This is a genomic window from Flavobacterium difficile, from assembly GCF_011392115.1.
Lineage (GTDB): Bacteria > Bacteroidota > Bacteroidia > Flavobacteriales > Flavobacteriaceae > Flavobacterium > Flavobacterium difficile.
The window spans coordinates 1-23,438 of the sequence record NZ_JAAJBT010000010.1; the positions used below are offsets into that span (position 1 = coordinate 1).

15 protein-coding genes are annotated in these 23,438 nt (G+C 33.8%); 6 read left to right on the top strand and 9 right to left on the bottom strand.

The features are described 5' to 3' along the window. The 3 genes from G4D72_RS12535 to G4D72_RS12545 all read left to right on the top strand — a co-directional run. The coding region (locus tag G4D72_RS12535; RefSeq protein ID WP_166078072.1) for an RCC1 domain-containing protein at positions 1-2,315 on the top strand (2,315 nt) is incomplete at its 5' end. 167 nt (positions 2,316-2,482) lie between these two features. Next, positions 2,483-3,499 (top strand): type I restriction enzyme HsdR N-terminal domain-containing protein, encoded by a 1,017-nt coding sequence (locus tag G4D72_RS12540; RefSeq protein WP_166078073.1) that lies wholly within the window; start codon positions 2,483-2,485, stop codon positions 3,497-3,499. A gap of 72 nt (positions 3,500-3,571) precedes the next feature. After that, a complete protein-coding gene (locus tag G4D72_RS12545) occupies positions 3,572-4,831 on the top strand; it encodes a TCR/Tet family MFS transporter (RefSeq protein WP_166078074.1) in 1,260 nt (419 codons plus the stop codon). On the opposite strand, the gene G4D72_RS12550 is transcribed toward G4D72_RS12545, so the two are convergent. The 9 genes from G4D72_RS12550 to G4D72_RS12590 form a co-directional block, all read right to left on the bottom strand. Then, on the bottom strand, positions 4,794-5,231 hold the full coding sequence (locus G4D72_RS12550) for a retropepsin-like aspartic protease (protein WP_166078075.1): 438 nt from the start codon (positions 5,229-5,231) through the stop codon (positions 4,794-4,796). The two genes, G4D72_RS12545 and G4D72_RS12550, sit on opposite strands and share 38 nt — an antisense overlap. 5 nt (positions 5,232-5,236) lie before the next feature. Then, entirely contained in the window at positions 5,237-6,670 is a 1,434-nt protein-coding gene (locus G4D72_RS12555; protein ID WP_166078076.1) for an alpha-amylase family glycosyl hydrolase, read from the bottom strand. A 3-nt stretch (positions 6,671-6,673) separates the two neighbouring features. Beyond that, the gene (locus G4D72_RS12560; protein WP_235922504.1) at positions 6,674-7,540 is read right to left on the bottom strand and encodes an alpha/beta hydrolase; all 867 of its coding nucleotides are present in this window, start codon (positions 7,538-7,540) and stop codon (positions 6,674-6,676) included. A 64-nt stretch (positions 7,541-7,604) separates the two neighbouring features. Beyond that, on the bottom strand, positions 7,605-9,440 hold the full coding sequence (locus G4D72_RS12565; protein ID WP_166078078.1) for a glycoside hydrolase family 13 protein: 1,836 nt from the start codon (positions 9,438-9,440) through the stop codon (positions 7,605-7,607). A 60-nt stretch (positions 9,441-9,500) separates the two neighbouring features. Beyond that, a complete protein-coding gene (locus G4D72_RS12570) occupies positions 9,501-11,612 on the bottom strand; it encodes a glycoside hydrolase family 97 protein (protein WP_166078079.1) in 2,112 nt (703 codons plus the stop codon). Positions 11,613-11,661: 49 nt separating this feature from the next. Further along, a complete protein-coding gene (locus tag G4D72_RS12575) occupies positions 11,662-13,956 on the bottom strand; it encodes a glycoside hydrolase family 65 protein (RefSeq protein ID WP_166078080.1) in 2,295 nt (764 codons plus the stop codon). Positions 13,957-14,031: 75 nt separating this feature from the next. Beyond that, positions 14,032-14,688, bottom strand: a complete 657-nt coding sequence (pgmB, locus tag G4D72_RS12580; protein ID WP_166078081.1) for a beta-phosphoglucomutase — start codon at positions 14,686-14,688, stop codon at positions 14,032-14,034. Positions 14,689-14,698: 10 nt separating this feature from the next. Further along, a complete protein-coding gene (locus G4D72_RS12585; protein WP_166078082.1) occupies positions 14,699-16,105 on the bottom strand; it encodes an MFS transporter in 1,407 nt (468 codons plus the stop codon). A gap of 208 nt (positions 16,106-16,313) precedes the next feature. Next, positions 16,314-17,333, bottom strand: a complete 1,020-nt coding sequence (locus G4D72_RS12590; protein WP_166078083.1) for a LacI family DNA-binding transcriptional regulator — start codon at positions 17,331-17,333, stop codon at positions 16,314-16,316. 289 nt (positions 17,334-17,622) lie between these two features. Between G4D72_RS12590 and G4D72_RS12595 the strand changes: the two genes are divergently transcribed. From G4D72_RS12595 to G4D72_RS12605, 3 genes are read left to right on the top strand one after another with little or no spacing between them, the layout of a single operon-like run. Beyond that, positions 17,623-20,646 (top strand): SusC/RagA family TonB-linked outer membrane protein, encoded by a 3,024-nt coding sequence (locus G4D72_RS12595; protein ID WP_166078084.1) that lies wholly within the window; start codon positions 17,623-17,625, stop codon positions 20,644-20,646. Between the two features lie 11 nt (positions 20,647-20,657). Continuing rightward, positions 20,658-22,253 (top strand): RagB/SusD family nutrient uptake outer membrane protein, encoded by a 1,596-nt coding sequence (locus G4D72_RS12600; protein WP_166078085.1) that lies wholly within the window; start codon positions 20,658-20,660, stop codon positions 22,251-22,253. A gap of 22 nt (positions 22,254-22,275) precedes the next feature. Next, positions 22,276-23,403 carry a SusE domain-containing protein gene (locus G4D72_RS12605; RefSeq protein ID WP_166078086.1) on the top strand — a complete coding sequence of 376 codons (1,128 nt, stop codon included), beginning with the start codon at positions 22,276-22,278 and terminating at the stop codon, positions 23,401-23,403. Positions 23,404-23,438: the final 35 nt, after the last annotated feature.

Consider the following 23,438-nt stretch of genomic DNA (forward strand, 5'->3'; position numbering starts at 1 on the left):
ATGCAATTACTGGAACTACCACAGATACTTTTGCAGTTTTAAATAATTTATCACCAAATACTACTTATTACTTTTGGGTAAAATCGAATTGTGGACAAACACAATCCAACTGGATTGCTGGTCCTTCTTTTACTACATACTCAGCAACAGTTTGTAATGTTCCAACACAGTTATTTACAGATCCTGAATCTGCAACAGTGGTTAACATTGCATGGGTAGCACCTAATCCTGCACCAAGCAATGGTTATATTTATGCTTATAGTACTGTCAATGCTCCGTTTTCTGCAAACGCAATTACAGGAACTACCACAAATACTTTTGCAGTTTTAAATAATTTGTCACCAAATACTACTTACTATTTTTGGGTAAAATCAAATTGTGGACAAACACAAACCGATTGGGTAGCTGGACCTTCTTTTACCACTGCAACAGCAACAGTTTGCAATGCTCCAACACAATTATTTTATGATGGTTTAACATCGACATCTAATAACATTGCATGGGTAGAAGCAACACCTACACCAAGTAATGGTTATATTTATACGTACAGCACTGTTAATGATCCGTTTTCTGCAAATGCAATTACTGGAACTACCACAGATACTTTTGCAGTTTTAAATAATTTATCACCAAATACTACTTATTACTTTTGGGTAAAATCGAATTGTGGACAAACACAATCCAACTGGATTGCTGGTCCTTCATTTACTACATACTCAACAACAGTTTGCAATGTTCCAACACAGTTATTTACGGATCCTGAGTCTGCAACAGTCGTTAACATTGCATGGGTAGCACCAAATCCTGCACCAAGTAATGGTTATATTTATGCTTATAGTACTGTCAACGATCCTTTTTCTGCAAATGCAATTACTGGAACTACCACAAATACTTTTGCAGTTTTAAATAATTTGTCACCAAATACTACTTACTATTTTTGGGTAAAATCGAATTGTGGACAAACACAATCCGATTGGGTTTCTGGAGGCTTTTTTGTAACTGCAACTCAAACCTGTTTTGCTCAACTAAGTTCTGCTGCTTTGGGAGCTACAGCTATTAAATCGGATGGCACATTATGGGCTTGGGGTTCCAATGTAAACGGTTCTATAGGAGATGGTACCAACACAAGCCGAAATTATCCTGTACAAATTGGGAATGAAAATGTTTGGCAAAGTGTTTCTGAAACCGCTTTTACAGGTATGGCTATTAAAAATGATGGCTCTCTTTGGGCTTGGGGACAAAATATTGGAAATATTAATTCAACTTCAGGAAGTGCTGTTTTATCTCCTATCCGCATCGGAACAGAGAATAATTGGCAATCGGTCTCAGCGGGTACAGGTCATACCATGGCTATAAAAACCAATGGAACACTTTGGGCTTGGGGCTCGAATGGATATGGACAACTCGGGGTTTCGTCTGGAATTAATTACTTCGAACCAACACAAGCTGGGACTGACACTTGGATTTATATCTCTGCTGGTTATGACTATAGTTTAGGAATAAAATCAAACGGAACGCTTTGGGCTTGGGGATACAATAATAAAGGACAATTAGGGACTGGTAATTTAAATAATAGTAATGCGCCAGTTCAAATTGGTACTGCTACCAATTGGTCTAAAGTATGTGCTGGGAATGGGACTTCATATGCCATTAAAACGAACGGAACGCTTTGGGCTTGGGGTGACAACCAATACAGCCAGTTAGGAGACGGAACTATCACAAATAGAACAACACCTATACAAATTGGAACTGCTACGGATTGGCAACAAATCGGTGCAGGTGGTGCTCATGCAGTGGCCAAAAAAAATAACGGCAGTATTTGGGCTTGGGGTTTGAACGCTTATTCACAATTGGGTAATGGGAATACAGTTAGCGCCGCTACTCCTGTACAAATAGGATCAGCTACGGATTGGTTAACCATTGATGCGGGAGTTTCATCCACTTCAGCTATTAAAAACGATGGCACAATGTACGTTTGGGGACGTAATAATTCTGGTCAACTTGGTGACGGAACTTACACACAACGTAGTGTTCCGACACCAATTAACTGCCCAACAACTAATTTATCTAGTGAAGATTTTGAAGTAACCGAATTAAAAATATACCCAAATCCTGTTACAAATACATTAAACTTTTCATTTGATAAAGAAATTACTAGTATTACTATTTCTAATTTATTAGGGCAAGAATTAATTTCAATACCAGTAAACAAAAACGAAACATCTATTGATGTAACGAGTTTATCAAGTGGAACTTATGTAGTAAAAGTTACATCAGATAATAAAATAAAAACATTGAAAATTATAAAACAATAATTCAAAAATCCTTTTTTAGGAATAGTAAATTTAGTTGAACAAAAAATCCCAAATTCAAAAGAGTTTGGGATTTTTTTATTGTGTTAAGTTTTTATTCTTATTTCTTAAAACTAAAATTGAAAGAATTTTCTATCTTTAGCATAAATTCAATTTAATCAATTTCAAATATGCCTATAAATAAACAAATAGCAAACGTTATTAAAAAATCACTTGCTAAAATTGATTTTAGTAAACTTGAAGAAAAATGCACCAATGAAGCTCAAACGAGACAATATCTTATCGAACCAATAATTGAAGTTTTAGGTTACAGTCGAATGGACGATATGCTAACGGAAATTAATGCTGGTTGGGGACAAAAAAATGACAAAGCTGATATTGGTCTATTGGTAAAAAGTAAAAATCCAGAAATTATTGTTGAATGTAAAAAGTACGGTAAAACATTGACAGATAAAGAAGCCTGGCAGTTGAACGGCTATTTTATTAACACTCCAAGCTGTAAAATAGGAATATTAACAAACGGGTTAGAATGGAGAGTTTATAGTGCAAATGAAGCAAATAAAGAAACGAGTTTGAATGTAACTCCTTTTTTATTTTTCAATTTTAATGAAATAAATGACACTTTAATAGACAACTTATCCAAGTTACACAAAAACAATATTGATATAAAAGAATTGTTAGAAGAAGCTACTGATTTCTATTTCTTACAAGGTTTTTCAGCCGCTTTTGCCAATGAATTATACGATCCTTCTGATGATTTCATCAAATCCATTTTCAATAGAATGAACGGAAAAAGAATGACCGACCCAATAAAATTAAAAATTCGAGAACAAATTAATTCTTCATCCATACAAAAAGCACTAAAAAAAGTAATTGAAGAGGAATCTAAAAACGGGAGCTTAATTATAACCACAGCAGAAGAATTAAAAATATATCACACAATTAAAACCATTCTAATTCATAGAAAAGAAATTGATGCGGATAGAATTTCTTATAGAGATCAAAAAAATAGTTTCAATATTTTAGTCGATGACAATAACAAAAAGATCATCTGTAAAATTCTTAGTTCAAGAAATAATTATTGTCTTGAAATTAATGGAATAAAGTATGATGTTAAAGGAATAGAAAGTGTTGTTGCAATGAAAAAACAACTTTTAGATGCGGCTTTAGTTTATTTTCAAAAATAATTTCAAAAAAATCAAGATTTATGTAAATCCCAAATTCAATAGAGTTTGGGATTTTTTTTGTTACTTTGTTTTATGGAGAAAAAAGAGAAAAAAGCAGCGATCGGATTTATATTTTTAACCTTGGTAATAGACATTACAGGTTGGGGAATTATCATACCAGTAATTCCGAAATTGATTCAAGAATTAATTCAGGGTGATTTGAGTGACGCCTCAAAAATTGGAGGTTGGTTGTTATTTGCTTATGCTTTTACACAGTTTTTATTGTCGCCACTAATTGGAAATTTAAGTGATAAATATGGGCGTCGACCAATTATTTTATTTTCGCTTTTAGGATTTTCATTAGATTATTTGTTTTTAGCCTTCGCCCCTACAATTACTTTTTTGTTTATTGGAAGAATTATTGCTGGAATTACAGGCGCTAGTATCACCACAGCTACAGCCTATATTGCCGATATTAGCACACCCGAAAACCGAGCTAAAAACTTCGGAATGATTGGTGCCGCTTTCGGAATTGGCTTCATAATCGGGCCAGTAATTGGTGGTTTGTTAGGACAATTTGGTGCAAGAGTGCCTTTTTACGCAGCAGCAGCTTTGTGTTTCATTAACTTCTTATATGGGTATTTTGTATTGCCAGAATCACTTCCGAAAGAAAATAGAAGAGAATTAGATTGGAGCAAAACCAACCCAATCCGTGCAATTTTGAATTTGAAAAAATACCCAAAAATATTCGGTTTGTTCATTTCAATTATTTTAGTTTACATAGGCTCGCATGCCGTTCATAGCAATTGGAGTTATTTTACCATGTACCAATTCAAATGGGATGAAAAAATGGTAGGTATTTCGTTAGGAATTATTGGTTTATTAGTCGGAATTGTTCAAGGTGGTTTGATACGATATATCAATCCGAAAATTGGGAATGAAAAAAGTATTCTTTACGGTCTAGTTTTATATACTTTAGGGATGTTTTTATTTGCTATCGCTACAGAAAGTTGGATGATGTTTACCTTTCTAATTCCGTATTGTTTAGGAGGAATTTCGGGTCCGGCTTTACAATCAGTTATTACAGAAAATGTGCCTGCCAACGAACAAGGTGAAATACAAGGAACCTTAACCAGTTTGATGAGTGTGACATCCATTATCGGTCCGCCTTTAATGTCGAATGTGTTTTACAATTTTACCAACAAAAATGCAGCCGTTCATTTTCCTGGCGCGCCTTTTGTTTTAGGTGGAATTCTAATGCTATTCAGTGCGATTATTGCATACTATTCGTTTAAAAAACAAAGATTGCTTGCAGCTACTGCAAATACAAATACTGATTTGGATAATCAATAATAGCTTTTCCGCTCAGCAATACATCTGCACCAATAATTCCATCTACAGGTTTAATTTTCTGTTGCGATAACGCTTCATTAACATGAGATAAATCGAAGAGTATTAAAGTAGCTGATGGCTGCTTCCAAGAACCAATTTGGAGGCTATTGTCTTTAGCAATTTTAGTAAACATAGAAGTAGAACTTGCACTGGCAGCTGTGTGAGAATGATAAGTTGCTTCTAAATTGTATTTTTCTATACATTCTAAACCTACACAAGTATTTGATGCACCGGTATCTAAAATGAAGTTTCCAAGAACTCCATTTACTTTCGCTTTTATAAGTAAATGCTGCGTTTTTAAAAACTTAAATTTAATTTTTTTATATTTTTCCGATTTTAAAAACGCAGGTAAATCTTTCATTAGAATTAATTAGTTAAAATTAAATATTGCCAAGCTTTTAAACCAATTGGTGAATCTGTTCTAAATTGAATGTTGTAACCCGACATATAATCAGTAAAATCACCTTTCAAATCAATTTTTGTTTCAAGCGTTTGGTCGGATAAATTTGCAATATAAATTACTTTTTTACCATCTTTTTCACGTTCAAAAGCTAAAATTTTAGTATCATTATTGGTGGCAATTCTTTTATAAGAAGCCGGATTTTTACCTCCATTTAAAGCTAGGTTTCCGTTTTTTAATTGTCCTAATTTTGCTCTCAATTCCCATTCTTTTCCTTTTGTTTTCGGAATGGAATCTTTTTCAAAAAACTTTAAACTGTGTTTCAAACCGTATTCGTTTCCACTATAAATTAAAGGCATTCCTGGTGTAACATAACTTAAAGCAGTCATAGCTTCTTCCGCTTTTCCCAATCGACTTTGAATCGTTCCGTTCCAAGAATTTTCATCGTGATTGTCTACGAAATTCATCAATATATCGTTGGCTTCGTATTTCTTATTTTTTTCTACCATATATTTATCCCAAGCCGAAACATTTTCTTTGCCTTGTGCGATTTTATTACTAGTATGATGCCCGTCCCAAGCATAAGCCATATCAAATAAATTACTTTTCAATAATTCCGGTTCCCAAGCTTCTGCTAACATAAAAATATTTTTCACAGCACGCAACTCTGGAATTGCTTTTTGCCAAAAATCGGTGGGAACATTTCCGGCAACATCACAACGAAAACCATCAATACCTTCTTTCTGAATCCAATATTTCATATCGGCAGTCATTTCTTTTCTTAGATTTTGATTGTCGTAATTTAAATCGGCTACGTCTGTCCAACCCCAAGATTTTCCAGTTTCAGGATTGATAGGATCAATAATTTCCCCTTTTTCATTTTTAGTATAATATTCAGGATGTTCTTTAATCCAAACATGATCCCAACCGGTATGATTCGGCACCCAATCTAAAATCACATACATACCATTTTCGTGAGCGGTTTTCACTAATTGTCTGAAGTCTTCCATCGAACCAAATTCTGGATTAACTTTTTTGAAATCCGAAACCGCATAATAACTTCCTAAATATTTATGTTGTTCCGCTACTGGCATTTCTGAAGCAAATTTGCTATTATCGCCACCAGTTGCTTTTCTTTTGGTTTGTGAAATAGGAAAAATCGGCATCATCCAAATGATTTTAACACCCAATTGTTTCAAATTTGGAATGTCTTTAGTAAACGCATTAAATGAACCTTCTGGCGAATATTGACGAATGTTCACTTCGTAAATAACCGAATTTTCAAAACTACTTTCGTCTAAATAATGACCTTCTGGCGGTAGAAATACGGGTTGTGTTTGAGAAGTTTTACAGTTTATAAAAGTTAAGGCTACTAAAGCCAAAATTGCGAATTTTTTCATAAATTATTTAAATAAAAATTGTAAAGGTATTTCTAAACGTTTGTTCCAAGAATTTTCGGTATGATCTGCGTTCTCAAATTTCAAATTTTTCGAATTAGAAGCGTCAAAACCTTTTGCTTTTAAAATTACATTGACCTCATTTTCATATCGAACATAAGCTGCATCTAAAGTAGCCGTTCCGAAATCAAAATAAATTTTATGGGTTTTTGGACTGGGTAATTTTTGTTGCAAATAAGCGAAAAAAGCATTTGGAATAGGATTGTTTTCCATGTTTTTTAAGCCAATCCAATGCGTTGACAAACAGGCCGCTTTTCCAAAAACAGTTGGATATTCACAAAGTGCATACATAGAAATTAATCCGCCCATACTCGAACCCATAATAGCGGTATTTTTGTAATCTGTGTACACAGAAAAATGACTATCCACAAAAGGCTTTAACTCAGTTACTATAAATTTCAAATAGTTATCAGAAGAAATTTGTGTATAATCTATAGTGTTCTTTTTAGCTTCTTCGAGTACTGTTTTTTTATCTGAATCCGAAAGAAAATCTAAGGCTTTTTGTGGGAAATAATTCAAATGTCTTTGTGTTGGAATGTTCCAAATTGCGACCACAATTACTTCTTTCATTGCTTTCTTTTGAACTAAGGAATCGATTTTTTCATCGACACCCCATTCTTGTTTGTTCCATGTGGTTTTTGCATCAAAAAGCATTTGCCCATCGTGCATGTACAATACTTGATATTTTTTGGTTGTTGTATAATTTGTAGGTAACCAAACATCAACTGTTCTGGCCTCTATGTGTTGAGAAGGAAAGCTTTCAATACGTTTGATTTGTCCTATAAAATCATCAGAATTTTTCAAATCTATCATTTGTATATTTTCTTGAGAAAAACCCATACAACTCAACAATATGAAACACCAAAATTTCATGTACTTACTTTAATTCTAAAATTATACTTGATTTACCATCAATAGAAAGTTCCGATTTCAACTCGAAATTCTTTTCTGAAATCACATCTTTTCCGTTTGTATACGAACCTAAACGTTCTTGAAAACGGTCTAATTTTAAAGTTTGTTTGTCTTTACTGTTATTCACCACAACCATTACACTTTCGGTATCGTTATAACGAAAATATACATACACATTATTGTCTGGAAGATAATGCATTAATTTTCCATTGTGAATTACAGATTTCGATTTTCTCCAATTGAAAACTTTTGCCGTGAAATCGAAATATTTAGCTTGTTCTTCGGTTCTACCTGAAGCTGAAAAAGCGTTGTTTTTATCTGAATTCCATCCACCAGGAAAATCTTGTCTGATATCGGCATCACCTTTTCCTTTATCGCCTGCCATTCCAATTTCTGAACCGTAATACAATTGAGGAATGCCTCGCATCGTAGCTAAAATTGTCATGGCCATTTTATACTTACTAATGTCGTTTTTATAATTCTGATTGAATCGACCAGTATCGTGATTTTCAGCAAAAATTAAGAGATTGTTGGGATTATCGTATAAAAAATCGTTTACAAAATTCTCGTAAAACTTGATCATTCCGTCGTTCCAACTTGGATTGTCTTCATTAAAAACATTGCCATATACATCGTGTAAGGTAAAATCCATCACACTTGGTAAATACGAATTATAGCTCTGAATTTTTGCAATCGGACTGTCTTTTTGCCAATACGAAATTTGCGCTTGATCGTGCATCCAAACTTCTCCAACAATATTAAAATACGGATATTCGTCTGTAATTGCTTTTGTCCATTTTGAAATTCCTTCTTTGTCGTTGTACGAATAGGTATCTACACGGAAACCATCTAAATCGGCATATTCAATCCACCAAATGGCATTTTGAGTCAGATACTTCAACACCAAAGGATTCGACTGATTTAAATCGGGCATACTAGGCACAAACCAACCATCCATACAAAGTTTTGAATCGATTGCAGACGCGTTAGTATCGTATTGTGTAGTCATTCTGTAATTACTTTGTTTGTAACCTGGGAACTGATGGAACCAATCATAAGTTGGCATATCTTTGAACATCCAGTGTTCGGCGCCCCAATGATTGGTTACATAGTCCATAACTAACTTCAAATTTTTCTTTTTCATTTCGGCAGAAAGACGAACATAGTCTTCATTTGTTCCGTAACGGGCATCAATTTTATACACATCTGATTGTCCGTAACCATGATACGAATAGCCTTTGTCGTTGTCTTCACATAAAGGTGTACTCCAAAGTGCCGTAGCACCTAACGACTGCAAATACTCTAAATTATTGATGATTCCTTGAATGTCGCCACCATGACGACCACCAGGTAAATTTCTATTGCCTTTTTCTTGTAACTCTGGCGTAGAGTCGTTTTTTTCGTTTCCATTGGCAAAACGATCTGGCATGATTAAATACATCATGTCTGAACTGTCAAAACTTTTGCGATTACGAGAATTTTCTTTACGTTTTTTTATCGAATAGTTTTGAGTGAAGGCTTTTTTTCCGTTTTTGAAGGTAAAAATTAACTCCTGAGCAGCAACATTTTTTGTATCAATCGTTACGAAAACGTAATTGGGATTTTCTGTTTTTTGCACCTGAGTAATCACTACATTATTAGAAACAGAAACCGTATTTTGAGCGATATTTTTACCATAAAACAAAATCTGAACTTGATTGTGATTCATGCCTTCGTACCAAAAAGGTGGTTCTACTCTATCGATTTGGGCAAAAGAAAAATTGACAAGTAAAAGTAGAACTAAGTAAATTATTTTTTTCATTTTATGTTACATTAAAAAAACCCTATCCGTGTGTAAAACACTGACAGGGTTTAGCATTTATTATTTCACCTCAACAATACTAATTCCGTAACCACCACCAGCGGCAGTTGTTAATTGTAGTTTTGTTTTACTTGTTACTTTTTGCTTTGTGATTTTATACGCTTGCGGATTCGTTTTATAATGCGCATCGTTGGCATCGGCATAAATAGTTGCTTCGTATTTTTTCCCTTTTTCTAAAAAGTCTAGAGAAATAGTAGATGTTCTTTTGTTTAATCCGTTAACGTTTCCAACGAACCAATTGTTAGAATTTTTATCTTTTCTAGCCGTTGTGATGTAATATCCTGGTTCTGCTTCTAAATATTTTGAAGTACTCCAATCTACAGGAACATCTTTAATAAACTGAAACGCATCTAAAAAGCGGTTGTAATTTTCTGGTAAATCGGCAGCCATTTGAAGCGGACTATACATCACCACATACAATCCTAGTTGATTCGCAATGGTTGTATTACAGTGTGAATTATTTCCTGGATTTAATTTAGCAATATCCATTTCGAATATTCCTGGTGTGTAATCCATTGGTCCACCCATTAATCTGGTGAAAGGTAAAACGGTGGTATGATTCGCTTTTGAACCGCCGAACGCTTGAAATTCTGTACCACGAGCGGCTTCATTACCTATCATGTTTGGATACGTTCTGCAAATTCCTGTTGGTCGAACCGCTTCGTGCGCGTTTACCATAATTTTATATTCCGCTGCTTTTTCTGTTACATATTGATAATGATTTAAGATCGATTGGCTGTAATGGTGTTCACCTAAAGGCAAAATATTACCTACATAACCTGTTTTAACCGCATCATAACCATTGTCTTTCATGAACTGAAACGCCTTATCTAAATGACGCTCGTAATTTCTTGTTGCACCAGAAGTTTCGTGATGCATGATCATTTTAATACCTTTTGATTTCGCATATTCGTGAATCCCTTTCACATCAAAATCGGGATACGCAGAAATAAAATCGAATACATAATCTTTTTCATGTCCGAACCAGTCTTCCCAGCCTTCATTCCAACCTTCCACTAAAACCCCATCAAATCCGTGAAGAGCTGCAAAATCGATATATTCTTTAACGTGTTTGGTATTTGCCGCATGTTTGGCACTTTGTTTCGCTTTTGAATAATCGGTAACGCCTAATTGAATGGCTGGAAAATCTTCTGTGTAAGCCCAAGAGCTTTTGCCAGTAATCATTTCCCACCAAACTCCAACGTATTTTACGGGTTTAATCCAAGAGGTGTTTTCAATTTTACAAGGCTCGTTTAAGTTTAAGGTCATTCTTGAAGCTAAAACTTCTCTGGCATCTTTGCTAACAATAATCGTTCTCCAAGGCGAAACGCTTGGCGCTTGAATGTGACCTTTATTTCCTTTAGCATCTGGCGTTAAGTGCGATTGAAATACGAAATTTTTATCGTCTAAATTCAAATGCATACACGAATAATTAATCAGAGCCGCTTCGTGAATATTAATGTAGATTCCGTCTGCCGATTTCATCATTAAAGACGTTTGCACGCCAGTATCAGAAAATTGTTTTTGCGAAGCATTTTCCGAAACCGCACTTTTGAACAAGCTTCTAATTTCAGATAACTTACTTTCTGTGTAATCGTATTCTTGCGTATCGTAATCACCTGGAATCCAGAAAGCCGTGTGATTTCCAGTCATGGCAAATTCGGTTCTTTCTTCTTTAATTACGAAATAAATTAAGTTTTTTTGCTCTGGAAATTCGTATCGAAATCCTAAACCTTCATTAAACAAACGAAAACGAACGATGATTTCTCTATCCGTTTCATTTTGTTTTAGTTTTACCATCAATTCATTGTAGTGATTTTGAATTTTGGTTTCTTCACCCCAAACGGTTTGCCAAGTTTCGTTAAACGTACTTTGTTTGGTATCTACAACTTTAAAATCGTTAAGTAAGGATTTTTTATCTTTTTGTAATTCTAAACCCAGTTTACTTTTTTTAATGACTTCTTTATTATTTAGAAAAAGTTGATACATAGGTGTACCATCATTTCCTAAAGAAAACGACATTTTGAAAGCTCCGTTAGGCGATTGAAATTCTTGTGCTGAAACGCCTAATACAGACAGTAGAACAAGAAAAACTGAAAAAACATTTTTCATAATTGTGTTGTTTAGTGCTGAAACAAATTCAGCATGACTATAATTTATATTAATTTTTTACAAGCTGTGCCGCACCATTGATGATGATTTCTACATCCTGATTGCCTTCAACTTCTACTTTTGTTTCCGTGTGGTTGACCGCTACTTTAACAATCGCATTTCTGAAATTTACCTTAAACGAATAACCTTTCCATTGTTCTGGAATTCTTGGTTCAAAATGCAATTGGTTATTTTTTACGCGCATGCCTCCGAAACCTTCTACAATACTCATCCAAGTTCCGGCCATGGAAGTGATGTGTAAACCTTCGTGTACTTCTTTGTTGTAATCGTCTAAATCTAAACGAGATGTTCTTAAATAAAACGTGTAGGCTTGTTCCATTCTACCTAAAGCGGCAGCCTGAATGGAGTGCACACAAGGCGAAAGCGAACTTTCGTGAACGGTAAATGGTTCGTAAAAATCGAAATGTCTTTCAAGAGCTTCTTTGGTAAAATCCTCTTCAAAGAAATAAAAACCTTGTAAGGTATCGGCTTGTTTGATGTATGGCGAACGTAAAATTCGATCCCAACTCCATTTCTGATTGATTGGTCGTTGCGATGGATCTAAATCGGATACTTTTACTAATTCTTTGTCTAAGAAACCATCTTGTTGTAAAAACACACCGTATTCTTCCGAAAAAGGAAAATACATGTTATCGGCCGTATTCTTCCACGATTGTAATTCAGCATCATTTAAATTTACTTTGCTCATAATTCTTTCGTAATCAGCAGCATATTCCGATTTTACTTTTTCAATTTGAGCACATGCATAATTGATACACCATTTAGCGATATAATTGGTATACCAGTTGTTATTCACATTATTTTCATATTCATTCGGACCAGTTACGCCTAAAATTACAAACTGATTTTTGCTTGAAGAAAACGTTGCTCTTTGGTGCCAAAAACGAGCAATTCCGATTAAAACTTCTAAGCCTTTTTCTGGAATATAGCTGTAATCGCCAGTAAATCTGTGGTAATTATAAATGGCAAAAGCGATGGCTCCGTTTCGGTGAATTTCTTCAAATGTAATTTCCCATTCGTTGTGACATTCTTCGCCATTCATCGTTACCATTGGATACAAAGCTGCACCGTTTTTGAAACCTAAATTTCTTTCAGCATTTTCTATGGCTTTATCCAATTGGTTGTAGCGATATTCTAACAAACTTCTGGCTACATTTTGATCTTTGGTAGCCATGTAGAATGGAATACAATATGCTTCGGTATCCCAATAGGTAGAACCGCCGTATTTTTCTCCTGTAAATCCTTTTGGACCGATATTCAAACGAGAATCTTTCCCTAAATAGGTTTGATTCAATTGGAAAATATTGAAACGAATACCTTGTTGTGCTTTGGTATCGCCTTCTATGGTGATGTCACTCATTTCCCAAATTTTAGCCCAAGCTAATTTTTGATTGTCTAATAACGCATTGAAACCAAGAGTGGTTGCCTGAGCTAAAACTTGTTTGGCAGCGGAAATAAGGTATTCTTCTTTATGATTGGTTGAAATCGTGTAGCCTCCAAACTTCTGAATACTTACGGTTTGTCCTTGAGTAGCGGCAACTTCGTAAGAAAACGTAATTTTAGAAGGCTCCTTTGTAACCTCAACAGGTTTTACATCGGCAATTTCGTTGTTTACTATTATTTGATTTTGCATAAAAGTAGCAACGGTGAACTTTGTTTTTAAAGTACGTGCTACTACAAATGCACTATTTTCTTCATTTTTAATTTCAAGTGTTTCCCAGAATTTTTCTTCCCAATTGGTGTCTTCGTTTTCAATTCCGGCATCTACATACGGTTTGAATACTACTTTTGCATCGGAATTAATTGGAGTTACTTCATATTTAATTGCCCCTAATTCGTCTAAGTCTAAAGATAAAAAACGAGTAACATGCACAGCAATTTCTACTTCATTTTGTAAAGTCGCTTCAAAAGAACGTTGGTACCAACCTTCTTGCATGTTTAATTCACGACGAAAGTTGGTTATAGCTTTGCATTTTGCCAAATCTAAACTTTCACCATTTATCTCTACATGAATTCCAATCCAGTTTGGTGCATTAAGTACTTTTGCAAAATATTCTGGATATCCGTTTTTCCACCAGCCTACTTTGGTTTTATCTGGATAATACACGCCAGCAATGTAACTACCTTGAAAAGTAGCACCTGAGTACTGCTCTTCAAAATTGGCACGTTGCCCCATAGCGCCATTACCTATACTAAATAAACTTTCGGAAGACTTTACTCTGTCCGCTTCAAAACCTTCTTCTATGATTGACCAATTATTTGGTACGATATAATCCTGATTCATTTCGATTCAATTAGACAATTTTCAATTTTCAACAAGCCAATTGGCAAAGTGTATATTGATTAAATTGGCACATTATTATTTATTAATTAATTGCATTATAAAATCGTTATTCATTTCCGTAAAATCTCTGAAACAAAAATCCGATTCGTGTAATACTTCTTTCTCACCAATGCCAATACTTGTCATTCCAGCTGTATTTGCTGCTTGAATACCTGCAACAGAATCTTCAAAAACGATTGAATTTTCGTAAGCTACACTAACTTTATTGGCGCCTTGCAGAAAAACTTCTGGATCTGGTTTGGCATTGGTTACATCATTTCCATCTACAATTGCATCAAAATAATGCAAAATGTTTACTTTCTCTAAAATTGGACGGGCATTTTTACTTGCCGAACCCAATACTACAAATTGATTATTAATTTTTAAAAACTGAAGTACTTCTTCTACACGAGGTAAAATTTCTGAAGCATCCATTTGATGTACAAACGCCAAATAGTCTTCGTTTTTTTGGATTAACCACTTGTTTTTATCTTCTGGAGTTGCTTGCACATTTCCTTCTGCTAAAATAATTTCTAACGAACGAACTCGGCTTACGCCTTTAAGTTGTTCATTAATTTCGTGCGTAAAATTGATATTCAGACTATCGGCTAATTTTTTCCATGCCAAAAAATGAAATTTGGCTGTGTCGACAATTACGCCATCAAGGTCGAATATAAATGCTTTTTTATTCATTTTTTTATTTTTAACCTGAAATTGCATTTTTGTCTGTAATAAACAAATTACATAAACCTGCAATAATTAGTGAAATTCCAGCTAACAGCATGGCATTGATATGTGCTTCTCCAATAAGTTTATACAGAAAATTAATTCCTCCTAAAGCCGCAATAATTTGTGGAATTACAATAAACATATTGAACAATCCCATCATCATACCCATCTTATTCGGATTAACAGAACTAGATAACATGGCATATGGCATAGAGAGAATACTTCCCCAAGAAAAACCAATAAGTATGAAAGCATATAATAAAGTTTCAGGAGTGGCATAAAACATATAGATAAATCCTAAACCACCAAGAACTAAAGAAGCCATGTGGATGAATTTTCTATTGATTTTATTTTTCATGGTATAAAACGTTAATAATAAAGCAAAAGCCATAGAAGATAAACCATAAATTCCAGTTGCAGATCCGACTAAATCGGCCGCATTATTGTAAACTTTATCTTTTGCTTTGTATTCCTTTTCTTTTTCTGCATTCAGATATATTATTTCCTTTTTAGCGTTTACTAACGGTTCTTCTGCAGCATTGAGTTTAGCATACAACTTAACATCTGGTTTTGGAGAATGAAACACATGTTCTGTTAGAGCTGGCATCGATAAGCTCCACATTGTAAAAAAGGCAAACCAACTGAAAAACTGAATTAATCCTAGTTTTTTCATAGTAGAAGGCATTTCTTTCAGACTAAGTAGTAAATCTGGAATAAAACGAGAGGCTTTCTTTTCTTGAAGAAACTGTTCTAAATTTTCAGGAGGTGTTTCTTTAGTAGTAAAAATGGTAAAGAGAATACTAGTTAAGAACACGAAAGCTCCGATAGAAAAAGCTACAATAACAGAATCGGGAATAATTCCGGCGTTAGCTTCATTAGAAATCCCTAATTTATTTACCAACCAAGGTAAGTTACTTGCAATCCATGTTCCTATACCAATAATTAGTGTTTGGATGATAAAACCATTTGAGCGTTGTGTTTCTGGTAATTTATCTGCAACTAAAGCACGGAAAGGCTCCATACTTATATTGATTGATGAATCTAACACCCATAACAAACCTGCTGCAATCCAAAGCGCAGGAGAATGAGGCATAAAAAATAGGGTAATTGAAGCTATAATTGCTCCGATAAGAAAGAATGGTTTTCTCCTTCCGTATTTAGGACTCCATGTGTTGTCGGACAAATATCCTACAATAGGTTGCACCAATAAACCAGTTAAAGGTGCGGCAATCCATAATCCGGGAATGTCATCTACGGCTGCTCCAAGAGTTTGAAAAATTCTGGACATAAAGCCGCCTTGTAAGGCAAAACCAAACTGTATCCCTAAGAAACCGAAACTCATGTTCCAAATTTCCCAGAAACTTAACTTACGCTTTTCCATTTATCGTAATTAGTTGTTAATACTACGATAAGCGTTTTTTACATGCTTATCAAAACTATACTTAATTTTTGAAGTGAAATATAAGCTTTGATTGACACAAATTAAAGTAAATTATTTTGAATTATCTAAAAATAATTTTTAAAAAACACACCAAATAACCTTTTTTACTTAATTCAATGTGTTGATTTTTAGTGTTTTAAAAAAACTATTACGTTTTCGTAGATTGTCTAAAAATCAAGTCAGTTTCTATAATTTCTGTAGTGTATTGTTCGTCTTCTTCTTCTTTTTCTAATCTTTCGATAAGCATTTTGGCAGCTTTTTCACCCATTTTAATTCCATTCTGACTTACAGTAGTTATGGTTGGTGTAGAAAATTGTGATATGATACCATCTGTAAAACCGATAACAGCAATGTCATTTGGTACATTTTTCCCGACTTTATTAATTGCTTTTATAGCGGTAACGGCAAACAATTCATTCACAGCAAAAACAGCATCAATATCGTTATTAGAAATCAAATCGACAATTTGATCTTGACAATGGTCGATATCTTCAATCTTAATAATTAAATTTTCTTGTGGACTAACGTTGTAATTTGCTAAGGCTTTTAAGTATCCTTCTGTACGAAGTTTTCCCACACTTACATAATCAACTGTTGTAAGTAAGGCAATATTTTTATAATTATTTGTGATAAAAAATTCCGTAGCATTATAAGCTGCTAATTGATCGTCTATAATTACTTTATCACAAAATACATCATTAGTAATTCTATCAAACAAAACAATTGGCATGCCTTGATTGATGACTTCTTCTAAATGGTGAAAATCTTTTTTTAATTGGGTTTCTTTGGAGAGTGACATAATAAAACCATCTGTACTTCCGCTGGCAAGCATTTCTAAGTTAATTACCTCTTTATCAAAAGATTCATCTGAAAGCGTAACTATAACATTATAACCATATTCATTCGCTACATGTTCAATTCCACTAATAACCGTGGCGAAAAAATGATGTACAATTTCTGGAATTATGATACCAATAGTTTTGGTTTTTTTGTTTTTTAAACTTAAAGCAATATTATTTGGCTTATAGTTATATAATTTTGCAAATGCTTGAACTTTAGCTCTAGTTTCCTCACTAATTTCATGGCTATCACGTAATGATTTTGAAACCGTTGAAATAGAAATGTCTAGTTCTTTAGCAATTTGTTTTAGCGTAACTTTTCTTCTCATTTTATGGTTGTGATTTTTTTTAAATTTAATACAGGTTTACAAGGTACATTATTTTTTTAAAATGCATATAAATTCCTTTTAATGATTATCTCAAAAACTTAAAAAAATAATTACACAGTCACTAATTTTAACCACTTTATATTCAAAATAATACAAAGTTTTCAACACGAAAACGTTTTCGTTGCGATTTATAATTTGTTTAAGTTTGAATAATCATTTTTTTACATAAATTTAACTTTTGAAGTGAATATATAAGCAACTAAAACTATTATTAATTTAAATAATTTGTATGAAAACAATGCTAAAAAAATTACTCTTTTTTATGCTCGTATTACCTTTAAGTGTTTTAGCACAAAACACATTAACTGGTAAAGTAACAGATGCATTAAATAATCAAGTAATGCCTGGAGTTACGGTTTCAATCTCAGGAACTTCAACAGGCACTATTACAGATGAACAAGGTGCATTTACTTTAAAAAACGTAAAAAATGGTGATGTAGTATCATTTGCTTTTTTAGGTTATAAAACAAAACTTGTTACATATACTAACCAACAAAGCATTTCAATTGCTCTAGAACAAGAAGGACAAGGAATTGAAGAAGTTGTTGTAGTAGGATATGGTAAAGTTAAGAAAAAAGACGCTACAGGTGCTGTAACACAAATTGGTAGCAAAGATTTTAATAAAGGTGCTACACCAACGGTAGAAAATCTTTTAAACGGTAGAGTTGCCGGTGTTCAAATCACAACTGGTGGTGGTCCAGGTTCTGGTTCTGCAATTAGAATTAGAGGTGGAGCTTCTTTAACGGCTAACAATGAGCCATTAATTGTGGTAGACGGATTACCATTACAAAACTCTAACCAAGGAACGCCATCGGGTTCTAGAAACTTTTTAGCTTCTATTGACCCATCAACTATTGAATCTATAACCGTTTTAAAAGACGCTGCTTCTACAGCTATTTATGGTTCTCGTGCTTCTAATGGTGTTATTTTAATTACTACAAAAAAAGGAAGTAAAAAACTAAATGTAGAATACAACTTTCAATATGGTTCTGGACAAAACAGAAGAAAAATTGATGTTTTAGGAGCGTCTGAATTTGTATCGGCTGTTGAAAAATATTTCCCAAATTTAACGAATGCATTAGGGGTTGATGATCCGAATTCTACCGCAGTTGATAACCCTTCAACACCAGGTATTATTGAAGGAAGACTATTGTACAACACCGATTGGCAAGATGAGATTTACAAAAGAACTGATTATGTTGTAAATACATTAAATGTTGGTGGAAGTTTATTTGACGTGATACCAACAAGAGTAACTGCAAGTAACACGTATCAAGAAGGTTTAGTTTTAACTGATAAATTCAATAGATCTAATTTCAGTTTAGCCTTAAGCCCAAGTTTCTTCAAAAATCATTTAAAAGTTAACGTGAATGCTAACTACGCAAATGAAAGAAATAAATTCGCAGCTACACCAATTGGAGCCGCATTAAGAATGGATCCAACCAAACCAGTATACAGTGGAAATACAGCTTGGGGAGGATTTACTGAATTCTTATCAAATACTACAACTAATCAACTAGCTGCGGGAGGAACAAGAAACCCAGTTGGTAACATCTTACTTAACAACAGTATCTCAGATGTGAATAGAATTTATGGTAATGTTCAATTAGATTACAAATTTCATTTTTTACCTGAATTGAGAGCAGTTGTAAATGCTGGAATAGACAAATCTAGCGGTTCTGGTAGAAATACTACATCAAAAAACTCATCAGTTGCTTTCAGTATTTTAGACGGAACAATAGAAAACAACAAATTAGGATCTAGAGAAACGTATTCTTCAGAATTAAACAACAAATTATTTGATGGTTATTTAAATTATACGAAAAAGTTTGGAGGTTTAGAATTAGATGCAACAGCAGGTTATTCTTATCAAAAATTTGAACAAGTAAGATATTCTTCAGGTAACGTAGTTGATCCAAATAGAAACGAAGATACATTCACCGCACCAGATTTAGTACTGTTAGGATTCTTCGGAAGAACAAACTTTACATTAAACGACAAATATATACTATCTCTATCATACAGAAGAGACGGATCATCTAGATTCCCTTCTAATGAAAAATATGGTAACTTCCCTGGAGCATCCATTGCTTGGAAAGTAAACAAAGATTTATTTACTGAAAGCAAAGTAATTTCCGACTTAAAATTACGTGCAGGTTGGGGTATTACTGGGCAGCAAGATTTAGGGCAAAACGATTTCTTTATTCCAAGATACCAAACAGGTAACCCAGATTCTCAATATGTATTTGGAAATACACCAATCATTTTAGGTTTACCATTAGCATTTAACAGCCAATTAAAATGGGAAGAAACCACAAACTATAACGCAGGTTTAGACTATGGTTTATGGAATGATAGAATTACTGGTAGCGTAGATGTATTTTATAAATTATCTGAGGACTTATTATATAATGATGCTCCTTTTGCAGATGGTTCTAACTTTTCTAATAAAGGTGCACAAAATTCTGGAAGTTTTACAACAAAAGGAATCGAGTTTAATATTAATGCAGATATCTTAAGAGAAGGGAATTTCAAATGGAATGTAAACTTCAACGCGTCTACTTACGAAAGAAGAATTAAAGAACTTCCAGCTGGAAACAACTTATTAGTTGGAGGAATTGGTGGAGGAACTGGTGGAAATATTCAAATTTTCAGTGAAGGTTGGACTCCGTTTTCATATTATGTATATAAACAACTGTACAACCCAAATGGAACACCTATAGAAGGAGCTTTTGCTGATATCAATGGTGATAATCTTGTAAATGAAAACGACAGATACATATACAAAAACCCAGACCCAGCAGCTTTATTAGGTTTTCAATCAAGCATGAGTTACAAAAACTTAGACTTATCTTTCAACATGAGAGCAAGTATTGGGAATAAAGCATACAATAACGTTAACTCAGCCAACGCTTACACTAACTTTTTACAAGATGTTGGTAGTACTGTAGCAAACGTTCCTTCTGCTACTTTTGAGAGTAATTTTGCAAGTGCAGGAAACAATGTAATCTTCTCAGATTATTATATTGAAGACGCCTCTTTTTTAAGAGTGGATAATATTACTTTAGGATATACTTTCCAAAAAACAGAAACTAGAAAAGCAGTAGTGAGAATTACTGCAGGAATTCAAAATCCTGACTTTTTACTATTTACTAAATATTCTGGTTTAGACCCTGAAGTATTTGGTGGAATAGACAATACTATTTATCCAAGACAAGAACAAATCTTGTTAGGTGTAAATGTTAAATTTTAATAAAAATGATTATGAAAAAGTTTAAAACAAATTTAATTGCCTTATTTGGGATTACAATTTTATTTACATCTTGTACAGATGATTTAAATGTTGTTCCAGAAGATGATGACATATTCCTTTCCGAAGCCTTTTTTAGTAATCCAGCTTCATACAGACAAGGAATTGCAGGTGTGTATGCCAATTTATCTTTAACAGGATTAACTGGTGCTGGTTCTTCAAACATTTCTGGTTTAGATGCTGGAACTAGTCAGTATGGAAGATGTTTATGGTATTTACAAAATTTAAGTACTGATGAAGTAATTTGGTCTTATGAAAACGATCCAGGTGTAGCTGAAATCCAAAGAAACACTTGGACTTCAAACAACCCAATCGTTTTAGGAATGTTTGCGCGTTCAATGGCTCAAGTTGCATTTTGTAACGAGTATTTAAGACAAACAACTTCTGAAAAATTAAGTGGACGTGGCGTTAATGATGCTACATTACTTGCTAATATTTCTGATTACAGAAACGAAGCAAGAGCGTTAAGAGCCTTAGCTTACTATCACTTAATGGATATGTATGGAAAAGCAGCTTTTAACACTGAAAATGATATTGTAGGACAAGCAGGACCTGAATATAACAGACAACAATTGTTCACGTTTATCGAAAGTGAACTAACTGCTATTGCACCAAATTTAAAAGCACCAAGAACAAATGAATATGGTAGAGTTGATAGAGCTTTCGCTTGGATGATTTTAGCTAAAATGTACTTAAATGCAGAAGTGTATATTGGTCAAAATAAATATAATGAATGTGCAACTATGTGTGAAAATATTATTGGAGGCGGTTATGTTTTAGAAGACAACTACTTACATAACTTTACAGCAGATAATCACACATCAAGCGAAATGATTTTTTCATTACAATCAGATGGAAATGTTACGCAAAACTTCGGGCCAACAACAGTTATGATTAATGGACAAGTTGGTTCAGTTGAACAAAATGGAGTATCTATGGGTGTTGGTGCCGGTGGATGGGGTGGTGCCTTAAGACTTAGAAAACAATTTGTTGAAAAATTTAACGGTGGTGCATTTGCTACTGATGAAAGAAACACTATAATTTCTGGATCTCGACCAATTGACATTGCCAATATAGCAATACAAGCTCAAGGACATGTATTAGCAAAATATTCTAATAGAACGTCTACAGGAACACCTGGTGTTAACCAAACTTTTGTGGATACAGACTTTCCTTTATTCCGTTTAGCAGACGTATATTTGATGTATGCTGAATGCGCGGTAAGAGGAGCTAGCACAGCTACTACTAGTCAAGCTTTAACTTATGTAAATGCATTAAGAGAAAGAGCCAATAATAATTCTTCTAATAATATTTCTGCAGGAGATTTAACACTTGATTTCTTATTAGATGAAAGATCAAGAGAATTACACTGGGAAGGTCATAGAAGACAAGATTTAATTCGTTTCAACAAGTATACGAATAACTACAATTGGGCGTGGAAAGGAAACGGACAATCAGGAATATCTATTGCTCCACACTTTAAATTATTTCCAATACCTGCTACAAGTTTACAAGCAAACCCTAATTTAACTCAAAACACAGGTTATTAATCATCTTAAATTTCTAATTATTATGAAAAATATATTTAAAACTTTAGTATTAAGCATTTTCACAATGACAATTGTTTCTTGTGAAGACGAACAAAACTTAGCTTATTTAACTCAGAAAGATGCATCATTTACAATCATCACACCAACAAACGGTGAAGCGATTACCTTAAATGAATCCAGTCCAAACAATCCTGGAATTGCACTTACTTGGAACGAATACAACTATTCAACTCCAGCAAGTGTAACTTATACAGTTGAATTAGCACCAAATGGATCAGACTTTTCTAATGCTCAAACTTTAGGAAGTACAACTAACAGAAACATTACTATCACAGCTGATCAATTGAACCTTGCTGCTTTAACAGCAGGCGCAACACCTTTTGTACAAAGCCCTGTTGATATCAGAATTAAAGCAACAGTAGCCGGAACAAATCCAGTATATTCAAATGTTATTACATACATAGTAACTTGCTATGGTTGTTTAGGAAAATTTGCAATGGGAACAGCACTTTCAGCAAACTCAACATGGTCAAATCCTTTAACTTTAATTTGTAACGATGATGTATTATCTGCAAAAGCTAGCTTTGTTAATGGAAAATTTGGAATTTATGACACAAGTGGTAATACAGGATCGGTTAAAAACTTTTCATTTTACGCTGGACAAAATTACAAAATCGTGTCTGTCTTAACAGATTCAAACGATCCAACTTCAACTTTTAATTTCACTGGTACACCAGATACATATAGAATTAAAATTGATCAAACTAACAAAACTATTGGTATTGCAAAAAGCACTGTTAACTCTGGTATCGAACCAGTTTCTTACTGGATGGTTGGAGCTGCAACTCCAGGTGGATGGTCATGGACAGGAAGTAACGAAACAGAATTACCAGTTGTTTCAAATGGTATTTACGAGGTTCCTGTAAACTTAACAAATAATGAAACTTTCAGAATTTGGTCTGCAAATGATGGTGGTGACAGTTGGGGATCACCAAATAGAAACTACCCTTCATTCGCTAACGATGGATATACAATAGATTCAGAATTAATCAACGCAATGGATGGTGATAGCAATTTCAGATATGTTGGTCCTACTGGAATTAGATTATTCAAAGTGAATACAGTAACAAAAGTAATTTCTGTAGACTAATTGTAAAAAACTAAAATTAAAATTGAGCTATATTT